Source organism: Micromonospora sp. NPDC049301, from assembly GCF_040678715.1.
GTDB lineage: Bacteria > Actinomycetota > Actinomycetes > Mycobacteriales > Micromonosporaceae > Micromonospora.
In genome coordinates, this window is the sequence record NZ_JBFAQO010000005.1 from 567,974 (window position 1) to 584,510 (window position 16,537).

Genomic DNA, 16,537 nt, shown 5'->3' on the forward strand with positions numbered 1-16,537 from the left:
AATCCGCACTACAATCCGCAATACGCCCTCCAATTCCCGGTCTGGCGTCGCAATTTCCACGATGAGCCGCGCGAATCTCCTTCCCGCCCGGCTCAGGGTCGTTGACCCGGTGGCAGCCCACGGCGGACGACCGCGAGACCGGCCCCGGCCCGGATCGCCGCCAGGTCACCGTCGGTGTCGGTCCGCAGGACCCGCGCACCGCCCCTGCTGAGCCGGGCGAGTAGCCCCGCATTCGGGTGCCCGTAGGTGTTGCCGGTGCCCACCGGCACCAGCGCGACGGCCGGCCGAACCGCGTCGAGGAAGCCCGGGTCCTGGTACGCCGAACCGTGGTGGGCGACCTTCAACACGTCCGCGCGCAGCTGCCCCGGCCCGGCCCGCGCCAGTACCGCGTGCTGCTCCTCGGTCTCCGCGTCGCCGGGCAGCAGGATCCGCACCCCCGCGACAGTGGCGCGCAGCATCAGCGAGTTGTTGTTCGGGTCGGATCTGGTGCCGGCCAGCGGGTACGGCGGGCCGAGCACGAGCAGGTCGACCCCGCCCACCGGATGGCGGGCACCGGCGACGGTGGTGAGCAGTGCGGCCCGCCCTGCGGTCGCGATCGAACGAACCAGGTCCCGGCCACTTTCCGGATCCGTCGACGGTGGCGTGAGCACAGCGCCCACCCGACGCCCCCGGAACACCCCGGCCACACCACCCACGTGGTCGACGTGGAAGTGGCTGATCACCAGCAACGGCACTTCGCGGACGCCGAGCCGACGCAGGCAGCCGTCGACCGCCGCCGGCTCCGGCCCGGCGTCCACCACCACCGCCCGGCCCGGGGCGACCGGCAGCACCAGGGCGTCACCCTGACCCACCGCGCAGGCCACCACCACCCAACCGGACGGCGGCCAGCCGGCGGCCACCAGCCGGACCGGGAGGGAGCCCAGCAGCGCGGCGACGGCGACCACCGCCACCAGCCGGCGCACCAGCGGCCGGCGCACCGCGACGAGCAGGCCCACGGTCAGCCCGGCCAGCAGCAGGGCACCCCACACCCCACCCGGCCACGGCAGGGTGCCGGCCGGCAGCCGGGCGCCCTGCCGGGCGATGACGACCAGCCACCAGGCAGGCCAACTCGCCAGCCACGCGGCGAACTCCGCGCCGGCCGGCCAGAGCGGCGAGACCACCGCCGCCACCACGCCCAGCACCGTCGCCGGGGCGATGGCCGGCACCGCCAGCAGGTTGGCCGGCACCGCCACCAGGCTGACCGTGCCGGAGATGCCGGCGACGACCGGCCCGCAGGCCAGTTGCGCGGCGGCCGGCACGGCCAACGCCTCGGCCAGCCCGGCCGGGACACCCCGCCGGCGCAGCCCGTCCCGCCAGCGGGGCGCGAGCAGCAGCAGACCACCGGTGGCCAGCACGGAGAGCGCGAACCCGGCATCACCGGCCAGCTCCGGATCGGCCAGCACCAGCACGGCGACGGCGGCGGCAAGCGCGGGCAGCGCGGCCCGGGGACGGCCGGCGGCGAGCGCGGCGAGCCCGATCGCCCCCATGGTGGCGGCTCGGACGACGCTCGGCGACGGACGGACCAGGATGACGAAGCCCACCAACGCCACCCCGCAGAGCCCGGCGGCGAGCCATGGGCCGGCCCGCGCCCACCGGGCCAGCAGCAGCACCGCGCCCACCACGATCGCCACATTGGAGCCGGAGACGGCGTTGAGATGCGTCATGCCGGTGGCCCGGAAGTCCTCCTCGACGGCGGGCGGCAGCCGACTGGTGTCCCCCACCACCAGCCCGGGCAGCAGGCCACCCGGCTCGTCGGGGAGCGGTGCACAGGCCCGTTGCAGCCCGGCGCGCAGCGTTCCGGCGGCGCGCTGAGCCCAGGACGACACACCGTGCCGCACGGGCGGGCCGTTGGTGCTGAGCACCGCCGCGGTGAGGTCACCGCCGCGCGGGACGCCGAGCCGGCCCTCGGCGGTGAGGCGCTGCCCGGGCAGCAGCCCCCGCCAGGCCGGGTCGGTGGCGAGGATGAGCAGCCGCACCGACGCGCGGACCGGCCGGTCGTCCGGCCCGGTGAGCCGGACCAGTTCGGTCGACACCAGCAGCATGCCCGGACGCCCGGCGGACCGGATCGGGCGCGGGTCGTCCCGGACGATCAGCTCGGCGGTGACCGGCGCGCGCTGCTCGGCCAGGGCGCGGATCGACGGCGCGTCCCGCACGGCGAGCCGGGCGGCGGTGGCCGCACCGCCGCAGACCACGCCGAGGCCGACCGCGACGGCGATCCAGCCGTAGCGGCGAAGGCCGGCCCGGGGGCGACCGAGGCGGCCGAGCAGGTGCAGGGCACCGATCGCCGCCAGGAGCGCCGCCGTGCCGGCCAGCAGCACCGTCGCGCGGGCGCCGAGGTGCAGGCCGGCCAGCGCGGTGAGCCAGGCGGCCACGGCGAGCCCGGCCAGCCGCAGATCCGGCGGTGGTGACTGAGCCTGGACGGCGCTCACGCCACCCGGCGGAGGATCAGCGGCGATCGCATTCACACCGTCACCAGGTCCTTGAGCTGCTCGTAGCGGGCGTCGCCGATCCCGTCGACCTGGCGCAGGTCACCCACGGACTTGAAGCCGCCGTGCTGGTCACGGTGGGTGAGGATCCGCTGGGCGAGCACCGGCCCGACCCCGGGCAGCGCGTCGAGCTGGGCAAGTGTGGCGGTGTTGAGGTTCAGCGGCCCGGCGGCTGGCGCTCCCCCGCCCGCCGCCGGGCCTGCCGCACCGCCGGGCACCGGTGGGGGCGTCACCCCGACCACGATCAGCTCCCCGTCGGTGACCTTGCGGGCGGGATTGAGCAGCGCCACGTCGACACCGGGCAGCGCGCCACCGGCGGCCTGCACCGCGTCGGCGAGGCGAGCCCCGGCCGGCAACCGCACCAGCCCTGGCCTACGGACCTTGCCCGCGACCGCCACCACCACCTCGGCCGCGCCGGCCGCGCTGGGATCGCCCGCCGGAGTGACCGGAGCGGCCTCGCTGGTCAGTGGGGCGACCGGCTCCGACTGCGGACGGGACCGCCAGGCCCAACCGGCGGCGCCGAGCACCACCACGACAGCGACGACCGCCAGCGCCCGCACACCGCGCCGCCCCGGGTCGAACGCCCCTGGGCCGGGAAGCCGCGACCCCCCAAGATCTTCCGCTGCCGGAGGCTCGCCGGCCTCTAGCTCCGCAAGCGACGCGCGAGGCCGGGGTTGCAGCGCGCGAACCGGAGGTACGCCCGGGAGTGGCGTCTCAACCCGCGGTGGCAGCGCGCCAACCGGCGGGTCAGTCAGCCGGCGCAAGCGCTGGCGTACCTCTGTCTCCTCGTCGTGCGACACGGCGCGACGCTATGACGGCGGACAGCGCTGTGGGCCGCGCTGTCATCAGCTTGTGGATAAGCCACGCCACTGTGGACAAGGCCCTGATCATGCTCGGATCTGCTACGGGATCAAGCACGGCTCCTGCCGGCCGGCGTAGACGTCGGCTTGCCCGCCTGGCTGCTCCAGATCCCTCTCAAGAGAGGAGTCCAGCCAGGAATGCCGCTTGCACGGTGGCCGCGACAGTCCCCTCAAGCCACGGAGCAGACCCTTCCTGAACGGAGTGATACGAAACAGTCATTGCGGAAATCGGCTCCCTGGGCGTATAAACGAAAGAAGTATTTCGTTTAGGAGTGTCCATGGAACCGGAACGCCGTGTGCGCGTACGGGACGCGACCACGCTGCGTGCGCTCGCGCACCCGCTGCGTCTGCGGTTGCTGCGCTATCTGCTGGCCGCCGGCCCGAGAACCGCCGCGCAGTGCGCCGAGGCCCTCGGCGACACCGGGTCGAACTGCAGCTACCACTTGCGTCAGCTTGCCCGTCACCGCCTCATCGAGCGGGTCTCTGCCGAGGGGGCCAACCGGCGTGACCGGCCCTGGCGCGCCGCTTCCACCGGGCTCGAATTCCTCCCAGAGTCCGGTGATGCCGACGGTCAGCAGGTCAACGACGCACTGACTGCGCTTGAGCTCGACGAGGTATTCCGGTCGCTGCAGCGCTACCAGCACCTGCAGCACAAGCTGACAGACGAGTGGCGGGAGAGTTCGACCTTCCACAACTACACGCTCTCGCTCACCCCCGAGGAGTTGCGGCACCTCGCACTGACCCTGGACGCCGTCATCCGGCCGTACCTGCGCCCAATACGCAACGCGCCCCCGAGCGACGCCCGGCCGGTCAGCCTCAGCCTGCAGGCTTATCCCACGCCGGAACTCATCTGACATGTTCACGCTGTTGCGTCACCGCGGATTCGTCCTGATCTGGGCTGCCGGGCTTTTCTCGAGCGTGTCGAGTTGGCTGCTGCTCACCGGGTTGCCGATCTATGTGTTCGGGGTGACCGGCTCGGCGTTCACCACCTCGGCCGTCTTTCTCGTCGAGTTGCTGTGCGGCATCACGCTGGGCTCGTTTGCCGGCGCTCTGGCCGACCGTTTCGACAGGTTCCGGCTCATGAGCTGTGTCGCCGTGGTGCAGGCGGCAGTGGTGATTCCCCTGCTCGCTGAACCCGGCCACCATCTGTGGATCATCTGCCTGGTCGCCGGCGCCCAGGCGGTGCTGACCCAGACATTCGACTCCGCCCGCAACGCGGCGCTGCCAAGCCTCGTCGAGCCCGCGCATTTGGTGGGTGCCAACAGCATGGTGGCGCTCAACATCAGTGTGGGACGGCTTATCGGCAGCTCACTGGGCGGGTTCGCAATCACCCGCGAGGGCACTCGCTACCTCGCTATCGGTGGCGCCGTGGCTTTCGTGATCACGGCGGCCCTGATCGCCGCCGGCCGCCGGGGCGCGCGTCACGGCGCCGCGGAGTCGACCCCGCCAGACCGTACGTCGTCATTCTTCGCCAACTGGCGGTCCGGCCTCGCGGCAATGCTGCGCAACCACACCGTGCGGGTGACGATTCTGAGCGTGGCGCTGGGCGGCATCGCGCAGGGCCTATTCGTGGTGCTCTTCGTGGTCTTCGTCAGCCGCGCGCTGCATGCCGACGGCACGCTCACCGGTGTGCTGCGCGGGGTTCAGGCGATCGGCGGCGTGGCGGGCGGCCTCATTGTCGGCATGCTGGGGACGCGGCTGAGCCCCCGGCTGCTGATGAGCCTCGGCGCCACCACATTTGGCCTGATCAGCCTAGTCATCTGGAACGGGCCGGCAGTCACCCGTCAGCCCGAGTGGTACATCCTGCTCTTCATCCTGGTTGGCGTACCTGGCATCGCCTACAACAGCGGAGCCTTTGCGCAGATCCAGCAGAGCGTGCCCGACACCGGTCTCGGCCGGGCCTTCGGTGTCTATTACGCGATCTACAACGCATCACAGGGGCTGGGCATGGCGGCCGCCGGCCTGCTCGGCGACGTGCTCAGCGTCGTGCTCGTCCTCAACGTGCAGGCTGCGCTGTACCTGGCCTCCGGTGTGGTCGCCTACGTGGGCCTGCGCTCTGTTGGCGGCGCTGCTCCGTTCCTGGTCAGAAGACACAAGCGCGGGGAGGTCGGTGTGTCGCGTCCTCGACCTCGGTCACCTCGAACCGCCCACTCACGACAGACGTGAATAGCGGTTAGGGGATGGAGATTTAGCCGCCAGGGCGATGCCGTGGACTGCCCCGGCACACCCATCACGGTGACCGGGGCTTGTGCTCGCGTCTGGTCAGCTGACGGCGCCGATCCCCTTGGCCAGGTTCACGAAGCTCTGCCAGGCCACCGGTCCGAACGCCAGCGTTCCGCCGTCGCGGTCCTTCGTGTCGCGGACGAGGACGACGCCGGGGAGGTTGTCGGCGACCTCGACGCACGAGCCACCGTTGTTGCCGCTCTTTGTGCTCTTGCGCCACCGCGCACCGGTCATGTCCATGATCCTGCCGCTTCCCTGATCAGGTTTAGAGACTGGGTTCGGGAGAGGGCTTCGCCCCTGATGCGCTCCCACCTACGACTGAGCGTAGCAACGGCCGCAGCCTGATTAAGGATCTGCGCTGGCGCTTGACTATCGACGTGAGCGACGTGCTCGCCGCTGGGCAACTCCGCGATGATGAACCCGCCGCCAAGTCCCGGATACATGCCGACGTCCTTGGGCACGATGTGCACCTGCACCGCGGTGAGGGCCGCGCATTCGGAAAGATGCTGGACCTGCTCGCGCATCAGCTCACGGTTGCCGTACGCCGACTGGTACAACACGCCCTCGAAGATGACCGTCGTCAGTAGCGGCGGTCGTTCCCGACGAAGGACAGCTTGACGCTCGATGCGTGAGGCGACCAGCTCGTCAACCTCAGCCGGGGTCAGGGCCTCCCCCGCGAGGGTCGCCCGCGCGTACGCCTCGGTCTGAAGCATTCCAGGTATCCAGGTGTGCTCGAACCAGCGCAGTGCGAGCGCCTCCCGCTCCCAGTCAACCCACTCGCGCAACCACTGGGGCTCACGTCGCTTCAGGACATCGGGCCATAGGTCACTAACGTCCCGTCCAAGGATCGCGGCCACCTGTGCGCGTCGACGAGGTTGAGGCACACGTCCCGGCGAGATCCATCGCGCTGCCGTCTTCGGATCTACACCGGTCTGGCCTGCGAGGCTCTCCGCGGTCTCCCCAGCCTCAGCCATCGCCGCCTGGAGTACGTGGTTCATCCCACCTCCCCTGTGGACGTCCCGGATATCTCGGCACCATACATCAACGTTGTGTACTGATCCCATCGCTCTCGGCAAGGTGATCCATAGACGGCGCGGCCGGCAGGGAACCCGAACCCGACGGACGCGTTCGTAGCGGGGCCGCCCCTTGGGCGAGCACTCACAGGGGCGGCCCCTCCCAACAACCTTCAGGGGAAGACCGTGCCGAACGACAAGCCACCGCCGAAGCCAGCGAGCCCGCCACCGATGCGACTCCGGAGTTGTCCCCGGCGAGCGCAATGACCGCGCGCAAAGTTCAGCCCAGCGACGTCCTACTCCTGACCCGCGAGGCGAGCCCGCAGTTCGTCCGGCCCATCACGGTCCGGGTGATCCGGGTGTTGGACTGGATCACGTACGACGGCTGGCTGTGGATCGACGCCTACCAGCTCGGAAGTGATGGCATGGCGTTGGCCCGGCGATCCCTGTACTTCCTGCCCGAGGGTGCGCGATGGGTGATCACCCCTGCGCTCGCTCCGGAACATCGCGGGCCGATCCGTCGGGCTGCGGTAAGGGTCGGCGGATGACCGCCCGCGCGGTACATCCCGTGATCAAGCCATCGTGGCGCTGCCGGACCTGCGGGATCGCCTGGCCCTGCTCGGCCGCGAAGCTGCGTCTCCTCGGGGAGTACCGCGGTGACCGGCCGGCCCTGCTGGCTTACCTGGCGTCCCTTCAGGAAGAAGCCGCCGGCGACCTCACCGCGTTGAACCCGAGCAACCCGCCCGCCAACCTCACTGACCGCTTCGTCGACTGGGCTCGCGCCCGCTGACATGAGAGACGACCCGCACGTGAGCAACGGGTCAGCGGGCCTCCGGGTCCAGGCCGAGCACGGCCCGTCCCCCGTCCACCGGCAGGGTCACCCCGTTGATGAAGCTGGCGGCCGGCGACAGCAGGTACGCGACCGCCTCCGCCACCTCGTCGACCGTCCCGATCCGGCCCACGGGGTGCAGCCGGGTCAGCTCGGCGTCGATCCACTCGGCCTGGGTGGGCTCCTGCGCGGCCAGGAAGTCCCCGTGCCGCTCGGTGGCGATCGAGCCGAGCGCGACCGCGTTGGCCCGGATGCCGTGCCGCCCGTACTCCACGGCCAGCGCCCGGGTCAGTCCCTCCACGGCCGCCTTCGCCGTGGAGTAGGGCAGGGCGCCCGACACGGGCCGGCGGGCCTGGTGCGACGACACGTTCACGATGGCGCCACCCGTGCCGGCGGCCAGGAACCGGCGGACCGCCACGGCGGCGCCCACCACGGCCGGGCGCAGGTTCAGCCCGATCAGGTCCAGCACCGCGTCGGCCGACGACGAGTGCAGCGCGGCGTCCCGGAAGACCGCCGCGTTGTTCACCCAGCCGGTCAGCGGCGCGGCGCGCTCCGCCAGTTCGGCGGCACGCTCGGCCACCCGCTCGTCGCCCGCGTCGCCGACCACCGCGACCAGCCGGTCGGCGGCCGGGTGCCCGGGCAGCCAGTCGACCGCGTCGGCGTCACGCTCCACGACGACGACGGTGGCGCCGGCCGTCGCCAGTCGTTGCACCACGGCCCGGCCGACGCCACGGCCGCCACCGGTCACCACACAGGACGTCGGCACCGGCTCAGCCCCTCGCGCGTCGGTGGACGACCACGCAGGCCAGCCCCGGGCCGGCGTGCGCGCCGACCACCGCGCCGGCCTCCGAGACGTACGTGTCGTGCAGCCGGTCGCCGAGCCGTTCGGTGAGGGCGGCGAGCAGCACCTCGGCCCGCTGCGGCGCGGCGAGATGGTGCACCCCGAGGTCCACCTCGTCGTCGCCGGCTGCCTCGACGGCCAGGTCGACCAGCCGGGCCACTCCCCGGCTGGCGGTGCGCACCTTCTCGCGCAGCACGATCGCCCCGTCCGGCATGTGCATGATCGGCTTGACCGACAGGGCGGTGCCGAGCAGTGCCTCGGCGGCGTTGATCCGGCCGCCCCGGCGGAGGAATTCCAGCGTGTCGACGTAGAACCAGACGGTGGTGCGGGCGACGGCGGCGAGCGCCGCGTCGCGTACCCCGGACAGGTCGGCGCCGGCCTCGGCGGCGGTGGCGGCCGCGATGGCCGGGAAGCCGAGCCCCATGCCGGCCGAGCGGCTGTCCACGACCTCGACCCGGCCGTTCAGGTCGGCGGCGGCCAGCCGGGCCGCCTCGACGGTGCCGGAGAGGCCGGCGGAGAGGTGCACCGAGACGACCCCGTCGGCGCCGGCGTCGAGCAGCCGGCGGTACGTCTGGGCGAACTGCTCGGGCGCCGGCCGGGAGGTGCTGGCCGTGACCCGCCGGCCGCTCAACGCCCGGGCGGCGTCGGCCGGCTGGGTCTCCACCCCCTCCAGCCCCTCCGCGCCGTTGAGCACGACGGTCAACGGCACGACGGTCAGCCGGTGCGCCAGCACCAGCTCGGGCGGAAGGTAGGCGGTGGAGTCGGTGACGACCGCGACGGGCATGCCCGGCACGCTAGCCGATCGGGACGCTGAACGCCGAGGCGCGATCACGCGCCAGGCGGCGGGACGGACGGCGGTCAGACCGCGTCGACGACGGCCGGGGCGCTGACCAGGCCGACGTTGTGCGCCCGCAGCTGCCAGCCCCGAACGTCGTCGTGGCGCAGCTCGGTCCAGTGGCAGTTGGCCAGCGAGCCGATGCTGCGCAGCACGCTGGAGCCCCAGCCGAGCAGGTGACCGACGCCCTGCCGGGAACCGCCACCGTGGGTGGCGATCACCACGGTGCCGCCGGGTGCCGCGTCGGCCGCCTCCAGCAACGCGGCGGCGACCCGCTGGCCCAGGACGTCCAGGGGCTCGATGTCGGCACCGGGGGCCGGGTCGCCGGAGCGCCAGCGGGCGTACTCGGCGGGGAAGCTCTCGGCGACCTCGGTGAGGAGCAGGCCCTGCCACTGCCCGAAGTGCCGCTCGCGCAGCCGGGCGTCGGTGCGGACCGGCAGGCCGGTCAGCGCGGCCAGCGCGGCGGCGGTCTCCGCGGCGCGGCTCAGGTCGCTGGACACGATGGCGTCGGGACGCAGCGACGCGAGCAGCGGGGCGGCGTCGCGGGCCTGGTCGCGGCCCAGCTGGTTGAGGGGTACGTCGGTCTGCCCCTGGACGCGGTTGGCGGCGTTCCAGTCGGTGTTGCCGTGCCGCCAGACGATCAGCCGGGTCATTCGGCCGCGGGTGACCCGCTGGCGTCGGCCTCGACCAGGTCGCGGTCGACGAACGGGATGGTGGGGCAGTCCTTCCAGAGCCGGTCGAGCGCGTAGAACTCGCGCTCCTCGGTGTGCTGGACGTGCACCACGATGTCGACGTAGTCGAGCAGCACCCAGCGGCCACCACGCTCACCCTCGCGCCGCACCGGCTTGGCCTTCTCCGGCAGCTCCAGCAGGCGCTCCTCGATGGCGTCGACGATGGCCAGCACCTGACGCTCGTTGGGGGCGGCTGCGAGAAGGAACGCGTCGGTGATGGCGAGCTGGTCGCCGACGTCGATGATGGTGATGTCCTGCGCCTTCTTGTCGGCGGCGGCCTGGGCGGCGGCGATCGCCAGCTCGTGAGCGCGTTCGGAAACTGTCACCGTTCTCCTTCGATCAACCGTGCGATCCTCCAAGCGTCTCATACCCGGCGACGTCCCGACTTGCCAGTTCTGGTCGATTAGCCGCATGAAACGGGGTGAACCGGACAGGTTCAGCCCTGATACAGGCTGCGCTTGGCGATGTACTGCACCACACCATCGGGCACCAGATACCAGACCGGCTCACCCCGGGCCACCCGCGCCCGGCAGTCGGTCGACGAGATGGCCATCGCCGGCACCTGGATCAGGCTGACGGTGTCCGCCGGCAGGTGCTTGTCGGTGAGCTGGAAGCCCGGCCGGGTCACCCCGATGAAGTGGGCCAGCTCGAAGATCTCGTCCAGGTCCTTCCACGACAGGATGCGTTGCAGCGCGTCGGCCCCGGTGATGAAGAACAGCTGCACCTTCGGGCCGTACTCGGCGTGGAGGTCGCGCAGGGTGTCGACCGTGTAGGTCGGCCCACGCCGGTCGATGTCGACCCGGCTGACCTGGAACCGGGGGTTGGAGGCGGTGGCGATGACCGTCATCAGGTACCGGTCCTCGGCGGGGCTGACCGGTTCGTCGGCCTTCTGCCAGGGCTGACCGGTGGGGACGAAGACCACCTCGTCCAGGCCGAAGCGGTCGGCCACCTCGCTGGCCGCGACGAGGTGCCCGTGGTGGATCGGGTCGAAGGTGCCACCCATGATCCCGATCCGCCGGATGTCTTCCTCCACCCCGTGATCGTAGGCCGACCGTTGCGGCGGACCGTCTCGGCCCGTCGACGGGCCGGCGTCGACCCCGGGCAGCACGCTGTCGAGGGCTATACCTGTGAGTCATAAATATGACTCACAGGTATAGCCCTCGAACGACAGACAGCCCCAGCAGGCGGCAGGCACGGCAAGGCGTCGCGGCCAACGGGTCGCGGCAAGGGGTCGCGGCACGACGACGCCCACGCCTATACTCGTGTACGAGTAATCGCTGACGAGGATGGGAGCGTGTCGTGCCGAAGCGGCGCAAGGTCAGCAACCTGCTGGCGCTGGCCGTGCTGTCCGCCCTGGTCCAGCGGCCGATGCACCCGTACGAGATCGCCACCGCACTGCGCTCCTGGGGCAAGGACCAGGACATGGAGTTCAAGTGGGGGACCTTCTACACGGTGATCCGCAACATGGACAAGCACCACATGATCGAGGCGGTGGAGAGCGTCCGCGACGGCCGACGGCCGGAACGCACCGTCTACCGGATCACCGACCTCGGGCGGGCCGAGCTGGTCGACTGGGCCCGCGAGCTGGTGTCCACCCCGATGCCGGAGCATCCCCGCTTCCGGGCCGGCCTGTCCGTGCTCGCCGCGCTGCACCCCGACGACGCCACCGACCTGCTGCGACAGCGGCTCGACCTGCTGGACGACGCGATCCGCCAGGACCGCGCCGTGCTCGACGCGCACCTGCGGGAGATCCCTCGGCTGTTCCTGGTGGAGTCGGAGTACGACCTGGCCATGCGGGCCGCGGAGGCGGCCTGGCTGCGCGCCCTGCTCGCCGAGCTGACCTCGGGCAGCTACCCGGGGCTGGACACCTGGCGGGCGTTCCACGAGACCGGCGAGATGCCGGCGGAGCTGACCGAACTGGCCGAGAGGACCAGCACCCCGAGAGCCGGCGACCCGGACCTCGACACCCCCGACTGACGGACGGCTCCGGCGGGGTGCGCCAACACCCCGCCGGAGCCCTTACCCCGAACCGACACCTGGGAAGGCACCCGGCCCGAAGCGGCAACCAGAGGATAACGGGGGCTTTCTCCCAGGTCGGTTCGCCCGCGCACGGACCGACGACACCCAGGGAGAGACCATGACCACGGTACGAACCGCGATCGTCATCGGCGGCGGCATCGCCGGGCCGGTGACGGCACTCGCGCTGCAACGCGCCGGCATCACCGCCACCGTTCACGAGGCGTACCCCGCCACCGCCAGCGGGGTCGGCGGCATCGGCGGCACCCTCGCGCTCGCGCCCAACGGTGTGGCGGCCCTGCGCACGGTGGGCGCGGACGCGGCGGTGACGGCGATCGCCACCCCGATCGAGCGCACCGCGATGGCCGTCGGCCGCCGCCGCATCGACCTGCCCACGCTGGCCGGGGTGCCGCCGCTGCGGGTGGTGCACCGCGCCGAGCTGCACCGGGTGCTGCACGACCGGGCGGTCGCCGAGGGCGTGCCGTTCGCGTACGGCAAGCGGCTGGTCGACGCCGAGCAGACGGAGAGCGGCGTGACCGCCCGCTTCGAGGACGGCAGCACCGCGACCGCCGACATCCTGGTCGGCGCGGACGGCATCCGCTCGACGGTCCGCGCTCTCATCGACCCGGCCGCGCCCGGCCCCCGGTTCACCGGGCTGCTCGGCTTCGAGGCGGTGGCCCGGCACGAGGTGGACGTCGAGCCGGGCACCATGACCTTCGCGTTCGGGCGACGCGGCTACTACCTGTACTGGCCGGAGCCCGGCGGCGGCACCCGCTGGGGGGCCAACCTGCCGTACGAGCGGCCGATGAGCCTGGTCGAGGCCCGCGCGGTGCCGGCGGCGCGGTGGCTGGACACGCTGCGCACCAGCTACGGCGACGACGACCCGGGCCGGGAACTGATCGCGACCAGCAACGCCGACGAACTCCAGGTCGTCGGCGCGTTGCAGATCATGCCGCCGGTGCCGCACTGGCACCGGGGGCGGATGGTGCTGGTCGGCGGTGCGGCGCACGCGCCGTCGAACAGCTCCGGTCAGGGCGCTTCGCTGGCCATCGAGAGCGCCGTGCAGCTCGCCCGCTGCCTGCGCGACCTGCCGGACGTGTCGTCGGCGTTCGGCGCGTTCGAACGGCTGCGCCGCGCGCGGGTGGAGAAGGTCGCCGCCCGGGCGGCGCGGATCAACCAGGCCAAGGCGCCGGGGCCGGTCGCTCGGACGCTGATGCCGCTGCTCATGCCGCTGCTGATGCGCACCGCCATGGACCCGGAGAAGACGGTCGCCGACGAGCAGCGGTACGTCATCGACTGGGACGCCCCGGTCACGGCGGAACCCGCGCTGCGCTGAACTCGGGGCGCGGGGTGGCCCACCAGCCACCCCGCGCCCACCGGGTTCACGCCCCGGCGGCGGCCACCGCGGTGCGGGCGACCAGCGCACGGCGCAGGTCATCGTCGGCGTCGGTGACCACCCGACGCAGGCCGGGGACCAGGTCGTCGCGGGCAAGCAGCGCCGCGGCCGCCTCCCGGGTCGGCTGCGCCACGGCGTAGCGGGGGAACGCCAGAGCGGCGACCCGGTCGGCCGTCCAGGGAGTACGCCGACGGGCGGCGGCGGGCATGTCCGCGAAGTACCGCTCGACGTACGCGGCCGTCAGCTCGGCCTGCTCGGGCTGCCAGAACCCCTCGGCGGTCGCCTCCAGCAGCCGGTTGGACAGCTCGGCGTCCCGCACGATGATCTCCCACGCCGCCTGCTTCGCGGCCGGGTCGGGCAGGGCGGCACGGCAGCCGGCCGCCCGCTCGGCGCCGGTGGCGCTCGGGTCGGCGGCCGCCTCGGCGGCGATCTCCGCCGCACCGGCCGCGCCCAGCACCACCAGCCGGCGCAGCACCGACCAGCGCAGCTCGGCGTCGACCTTCAGCCCGACCGGCACGTCGCGGCCGGCGAGCCAGCCGGTGAGCAGGTCCGCGTCGATGGTCGCGGCGATCCAGCCGCGTGCGGCGGCAAGCTGCAACGACTCCCCCGCCGGCGCGCCGTCGAGCAACTGCCGGCACGCCCCGGCGACCCGGGCCAGCGCCGCGGACCGGGTCAGCGGGTCGAGATAGCGGTCGACCAGCGACCGGCTGAGGGTCAGCACGTCCTCCGTGATGATCACCTCGGTCTCGGCCGGCAGCGCGGCGACCATCAGGTCGACCAGGCCGGTGACCGGCCGCTCCCCGTCGGTCGCCGCGTCCAGAGCCTCGCTCCACAGCACCGCCCGCGCCAGCGGGTCGGCCAACCCGGGCAGCACCAGCGGCACGGCGTCCGCCGACGCCGCGTCGAGGCGCACCTTGGCGAAGGTGAGGTCGCCGTCGTTGGGCAGCAGCAGCCGCGCCGCCGGGGCGCCGGTCAGCCCGTCGAGCACGGTCCGCCCGCCGTCGGTGGCCGGATCGAGGTCCACCTCGTCGCGCTCCACCGTGCCGTCCGCCGCGTAGCGGCCCACCCCGATCCGGTGCGGGCGCAGCACCGGGTGCGACTCGGGCGCGGTCTGCACCACGGCCACCTCGGTGTAGCGGCCGTCGGCGTCGACGGCCACCTCGGCGCGCAGCGTGTTGACCTGCGCCCGGCGCAACCACAGCTCGGCCCAGCCGGACAGGTCACGGCCACTGGCGGCGGAGAGGCTGGACAGCAGCTCGGCGAGGGTCGCGTTGCCGAAGCGGTGCGCGGCGAAGTGCGCGTTCAGGCCGGCGAGGAACGCCTCGTCGCCGAGCCACGCGACCAGCTGCCGCAGCACGCTGGCGCCCTTGGCGTACGAGATGCCGTCGAAGTTGAGCAGGCCCTCGTCGGCGTCGGCCACCTCCTCCGGCGCGACCGGGTGCGTGGACGGGCGCTGGTCGGCGGCGTACCCCCAGGCCTTGCGGCGCATCGCGAAGGTGGTCCACGCCTGGTCGAAGCGGGTCGCCTCGGCGGTGACCCGGGTGCCCAGGTATTCAGCGAACGACTCGTTCAGCCACAGGTCGTCCCACCAGCGCATGGTGACCAGGTCACCGAACCACATGTGCGCCATCTCGTGGGCGATGGTCGTCGCCCGCAACTCCCGCTGCGTGTCGGTGACCGCCGAGCGGAAGACGTAGTCGTCGCGGAAGGTGACGATGCCCGGATTCTCCATCGCCCCGGCGTTGAACTCGGGCACGAACGCCTGGTCGTACTTGCCGAACGGGTAGCGCTCGGTGAAGAGCTGGTGGAACCGGTCCAGGCACTGCCGGGTGACGGTGAAGATCTCCTCGGCGTCGGCGTCCAGGTGCTCGGCCAGCGACCGTCGGCAGTAGATGCCCAGCGGCACGCCGTCGTGCTCGGCCCGCCGCACGTGGTACGGACCGGCGATCAGCGAGAAGAAGTACGTGGCCAGCGGCGCGGTCGGCGCGAACTCCCAGCGCCCGGGGGCGGGGTTGGCGGCCACCTCGGCGTTGCTGGCGACCGTCCACTCCGGCGGGGCGGTGACCGCGAGGGTGAACGACGCCTTCAGGTCGGGCTGGTCGAACGCGGCGAAGATGCGCTGCACGTTGTCCAGGAAGGTCACCGCGTAGAGGTAGGTCTCGCCGTCGGCCGGGTCGACGAAGCGGTGCATGCCCTCGCCGGTGTTGGAGTACGCCATGTCCGCCTCGACGACCAGGGTGTTCTCCGCGCCCAGGTCGGTCAGCGGGAGCCGGTTGTCGGTCAGCACGTCGGGGTCGACGTCGCGGCCGTTGAGGCGGACCGCCAACAGCGTGACGGGCTTGACCTCGGCGAAGGTCGCGGTGCCGGGGGTCGCCCGGAACCGGATCTCGACGCGGGAGCGGAACAGCTCACCGCCGCCGGTCAGGTCGAGGTCCACCTGATAGGACTCGACAGTAATCGCCGCGCCACGCGCGGTCGCCTCTACACGGGTCAGGCTCGGCATCCGCTTATCCTGCCCGATGAGGATCCGCACGCGGTCACCACACGACCCTCGGCACTGGAGGAAAGAACCATGGCGCAGCACCCCAAGGGCGACTTCGACCTCTCTCGGGCGGTCTGGCAGCGGGCCGACGGGGACACCTCCGACAGCGCCGTCGAGGTCGCCTTCGTCGACGACCTGATCGGGATGCGCAACTCCGCCGAGCCGGAGGGGCCGGTGCTGGTCTTCACCCAGGCCGAGTGGGACGCGTTCGTCGCCGGCGCGCAGGACGGCGAGTTCGACCTGGACTGACTGCCCGCGACACCCCCACATCGCCGACCCGGGGCGGGCCGTGAGCCGCCGGTCAACCATCGGCGGGGCCGTCGCCATCGCCCCAACCGAGGCCGCCGGGGCCCGGGGCGTGGTGGAAACCGGGATGGTCGGCCACGTCGACGCAGCGCTCCCCGTCGGGGCCGATCGCACCGCAGAACAGCCGCTCGGCCCGGTGCCACGCGTCGGCCGGCGACACGGCCGACGCGCCGAGCGCCAACTCCGGGCGGAGCAGGCTCAGCGCCTCCGCGTACCCCACTGCCAGCTCGCGGGCGTCGGCCGCACCGGGCGCGGCGAAGCCCAGGTGCACGGTGAAGAACCGGTGCGGCCGGGAGGGCCGCCGGGGCGGCCCGATCAGCGCACCGATGTCCCGGCCCTCGCCGAGGCGCCCGGCCGCCCTCCGCTGGCGCCAGTACGGCGATCTGTTGTCCCGCATCCGCCCTCCCCCGTGCTCGCTGG

At 72.6% G+C, this 16,537-nt stretch carries 18 protein-coding genes; 7 read left to right on the forward strand and 11 right to left on the reverse strand.

All coding sequences use genetic code 11. The annotated features are described in order from the left end of the window. Positions 1–92: 92 nt before the first annotated feature. Both AB0K07_RS18475 and AB0K07_RS18480 read right to left on the reverse strand, forming a co-directional pair. On the reverse strand, positions 93–2,468 hold the full coding sequence (locus tag AB0K07_RS18475) for a ComEC/Rec2 family competence protein (RefSeq protein ID WP_363756534.1): 2,376 nt from the start codon (positions 2,466–2,468) through the stop codon (positions 93–95). A gap of 32 nt (positions 2,469–2,500) precedes the next feature. After that, positions 2,501–3,325, reverse strand: coding sequence for a ComEA family DNA-binding protein (locus AB0K07_RS18480; RefSeq protein ID WP_363756536.1), 825 nt, complete (start codon positions 3,323–3,325; stop codon positions 2,501–2,503). A gap of 338 nt (positions 3,326–3,663) precedes the next feature. Between AB0K07_RS18480 and AB0K07_RS18485 the strand changes: the two genes are divergently transcribed. Beyond that, positions 3,664–4,239, forward strand: a complete 576-nt coding sequence (locus AB0K07_RS18485) for a winged helix-turn-helix domain-containing protein (protein ID WP_363756538.1) — start codon at positions 3,664–3,666, stop codon at positions 4,237–4,239. Between the two features lies 1 nt (position 4,240). After that, positions 4,241–5,551: an MFS transporter gene (locus tag AB0K07_RS18490; RefSeq protein WP_363756540.1), complete on the forward strand. Its 1,311-nt coding sequence runs from the start codon at positions 4,241–4,243 to the stop codon at positions 5,549–5,551. Positions 5,552–5,647: 96 nt separating this feature from the next. Here AB0K07_RS18490 and AB0K07_RS18495 read toward each other — a convergent pair whose 3' ends face one another. Both AB0K07_RS18495 and AB0K07_RS18500 read right to left on the reverse strand, forming a co-directional pair. Then, entirely contained in the window at positions 5,648–5,842 is a 195-nt protein-coding gene (locus tag AB0K07_RS18495) for a DUF397 domain-containing protein (RefSeq protein WP_363756542.1), read from the reverse strand. Beyond that, on the reverse strand, positions 5,839–6,606 hold the full coding sequence (locus tag AB0K07_RS18500) for a DUF5753 domain-containing protein (RefSeq protein ID WP_363756544.1): 768 nt from the start codon (positions 6,604–6,606) through the stop codon (positions 5,839–5,841). The genes AB0K07_RS18495 and AB0K07_RS18500 overlap by 4 nt, the downstream gene beginning before the upstream one ends. Before the next feature lie 278 nt (positions 6,607–6,884). On the opposite strand from AB0K07_RS18500, the gene AB0K07_RS18505 reads away from it, so the two are divergent. Both AB0K07_RS18505 and AB0K07_RS18510 read left to right on the forward strand, forming a co-directional pair. After that, the gene (locus AB0K07_RS18505) at positions 6,885–7,169 is read left to right on the forward strand and encodes a hypothetical protein (protein WP_363756546.1); all 285 of its coding nucleotides are present in this window, start codon (positions 6,885–6,887) and stop codon (positions 7,167–7,169) included. Further along, positions 7,166–7,411 carry a flavin reductase gene (locus AB0K07_RS18510; protein WP_363756548.1) on the forward strand — a complete coding sequence of 82 codons (246 nt, stop codon included), beginning with the start codon at positions 7,166–7,168 and terminating at the stop codon, positions 7,409–7,411. Before AB0K07_RS18505 ends, AB0K07_RS18510 begins: the two co-directional genes overlap by 4 nt. A gap of 31 nt (positions 7,412–7,442) precedes the next feature. Here AB0K07_RS18510 and AB0K07_RS18515 read toward each other — a convergent pair whose 3' ends face one another. From AB0K07_RS18515 to nadD, 5 genes are all read right to left on the reverse strand, one after another. Further along, positions 7,443–8,216, reverse strand: coding sequence for an SDR family oxidoreductase (locus tag AB0K07_RS18515; protein WP_363756550.1), 774 nt, complete (start codon positions 8,214–8,216; stop codon positions 7,443–7,445). 4 nt (positions 8,217–8,220) lie between these two features. Then, positions 8,221–9,075 (reverse strand): DegV family protein, encoded by an 855-nt coding sequence (locus tag AB0K07_RS18520; RefSeq protein ID WP_363756552.1) that lies wholly within the window; start codon positions 9,073–9,075, stop codon positions 8,221–8,223. Between the two features lie 74 nt (positions 9,076–9,149). Then, positions 9,150–9,779, reverse strand: a complete 630-nt coding sequence (locus AB0K07_RS18525) for a histidine phosphatase family protein (protein WP_363756554.1) — start codon at positions 9,777–9,779, stop codon at positions 9,150–9,152. Beyond that, positions 9,776–10,183, reverse strand: a complete 408-nt coding sequence (rsfS, locus tag AB0K07_RS18530; RefSeq protein ID WP_363756556.1) for a ribosome silencing factor — start codon at positions 10,181–10,183, stop codon at positions 9,776–9,778. The genes AB0K07_RS18525 and rsfS overlap by 4 nt, the downstream gene beginning before the upstream one ends. Before the next feature lie 110 nt (positions 10,184–10,293). Further along, positions 10,294–10,890, reverse strand: coding sequence for a nicotinate-nucleotide adenylyltransferase (gene nadD / locus AB0K07_RS18535; protein ID WP_363756558.1), 597 nt, complete (start codon positions 10,888–10,890; stop codon positions 10,294–10,296). Positions 10,891–11,156: 266 nt separating this feature from the next. Between nadD and AB0K07_RS18540 the strand changes: the two genes are divergently transcribed. Further along, the gene (locus tag AB0K07_RS18540) at positions 11,157–11,834 is read left to right on the forward strand and encodes a PadR family transcriptional regulator (RefSeq protein ID WP_363756560.1); all 678 of its coding nucleotides are present in this window, start codon (positions 11,157–11,159) and stop codon (positions 11,832–11,834) included. A 160-nt stretch (positions 11,835–11,994) separates the two neighbouring features. Next, on the forward strand, positions 11,995–13,209 hold the full coding sequence (locus AB0K07_RS18545; protein ID WP_363756562.1) for an FAD-dependent monooxygenase: 1,215 nt from the start codon (positions 11,995–11,997) through the stop codon (positions 13,207–13,209). Positions 13,210–13,255: 46 nt separating this feature from the next. Here AB0K07_RS18545 and pepN read toward each other — a convergent pair whose 3' ends face one another. Beyond that, the gene (gene pepN, locus AB0K07_RS18550) at positions 13,256–15,772 is read right to left on the reverse strand and encodes an aminopeptidase N (RefSeq protein ID WP_363756563.1); all 2,517 of its coding nucleotides are present in this window, start codon (positions 15,770–15,772) and stop codon (positions 13,256–13,258) included. A gap of 69 nt (positions 15,773–15,841) precedes the next feature. On the opposite strand from pepN, the gene AB0K07_RS18555 reads away from it, so the two are divergent. Next, the gene (locus AB0K07_RS18555; protein WP_074313717.1) at positions 15,842–16,060 is read left to right on the forward strand and encodes a DUF397 domain-containing protein; all 219 of its coding nucleotides are present in this window, start codon (positions 15,842–15,844) and stop codon (positions 16,058–16,060) included. Between the two features lie 52 nt (positions 16,061–16,112). Here AB0K07_RS18555 and AB0K07_RS18560 read toward each other — a convergent pair whose 3' ends face one another. Continuing rightward, positions 16,113–16,514 carry a hypothetical protein gene (locus tag AB0K07_RS18560; protein ID WP_363756566.1) on the reverse strand — a complete coding sequence of 134 codons (402 nt, stop codon included), beginning with the start codon at positions 16,512–16,514 and terminating at the stop codon, positions 16,113–16,115. Positions 16,515–16,537: the final 23 nt, after the last annotated feature.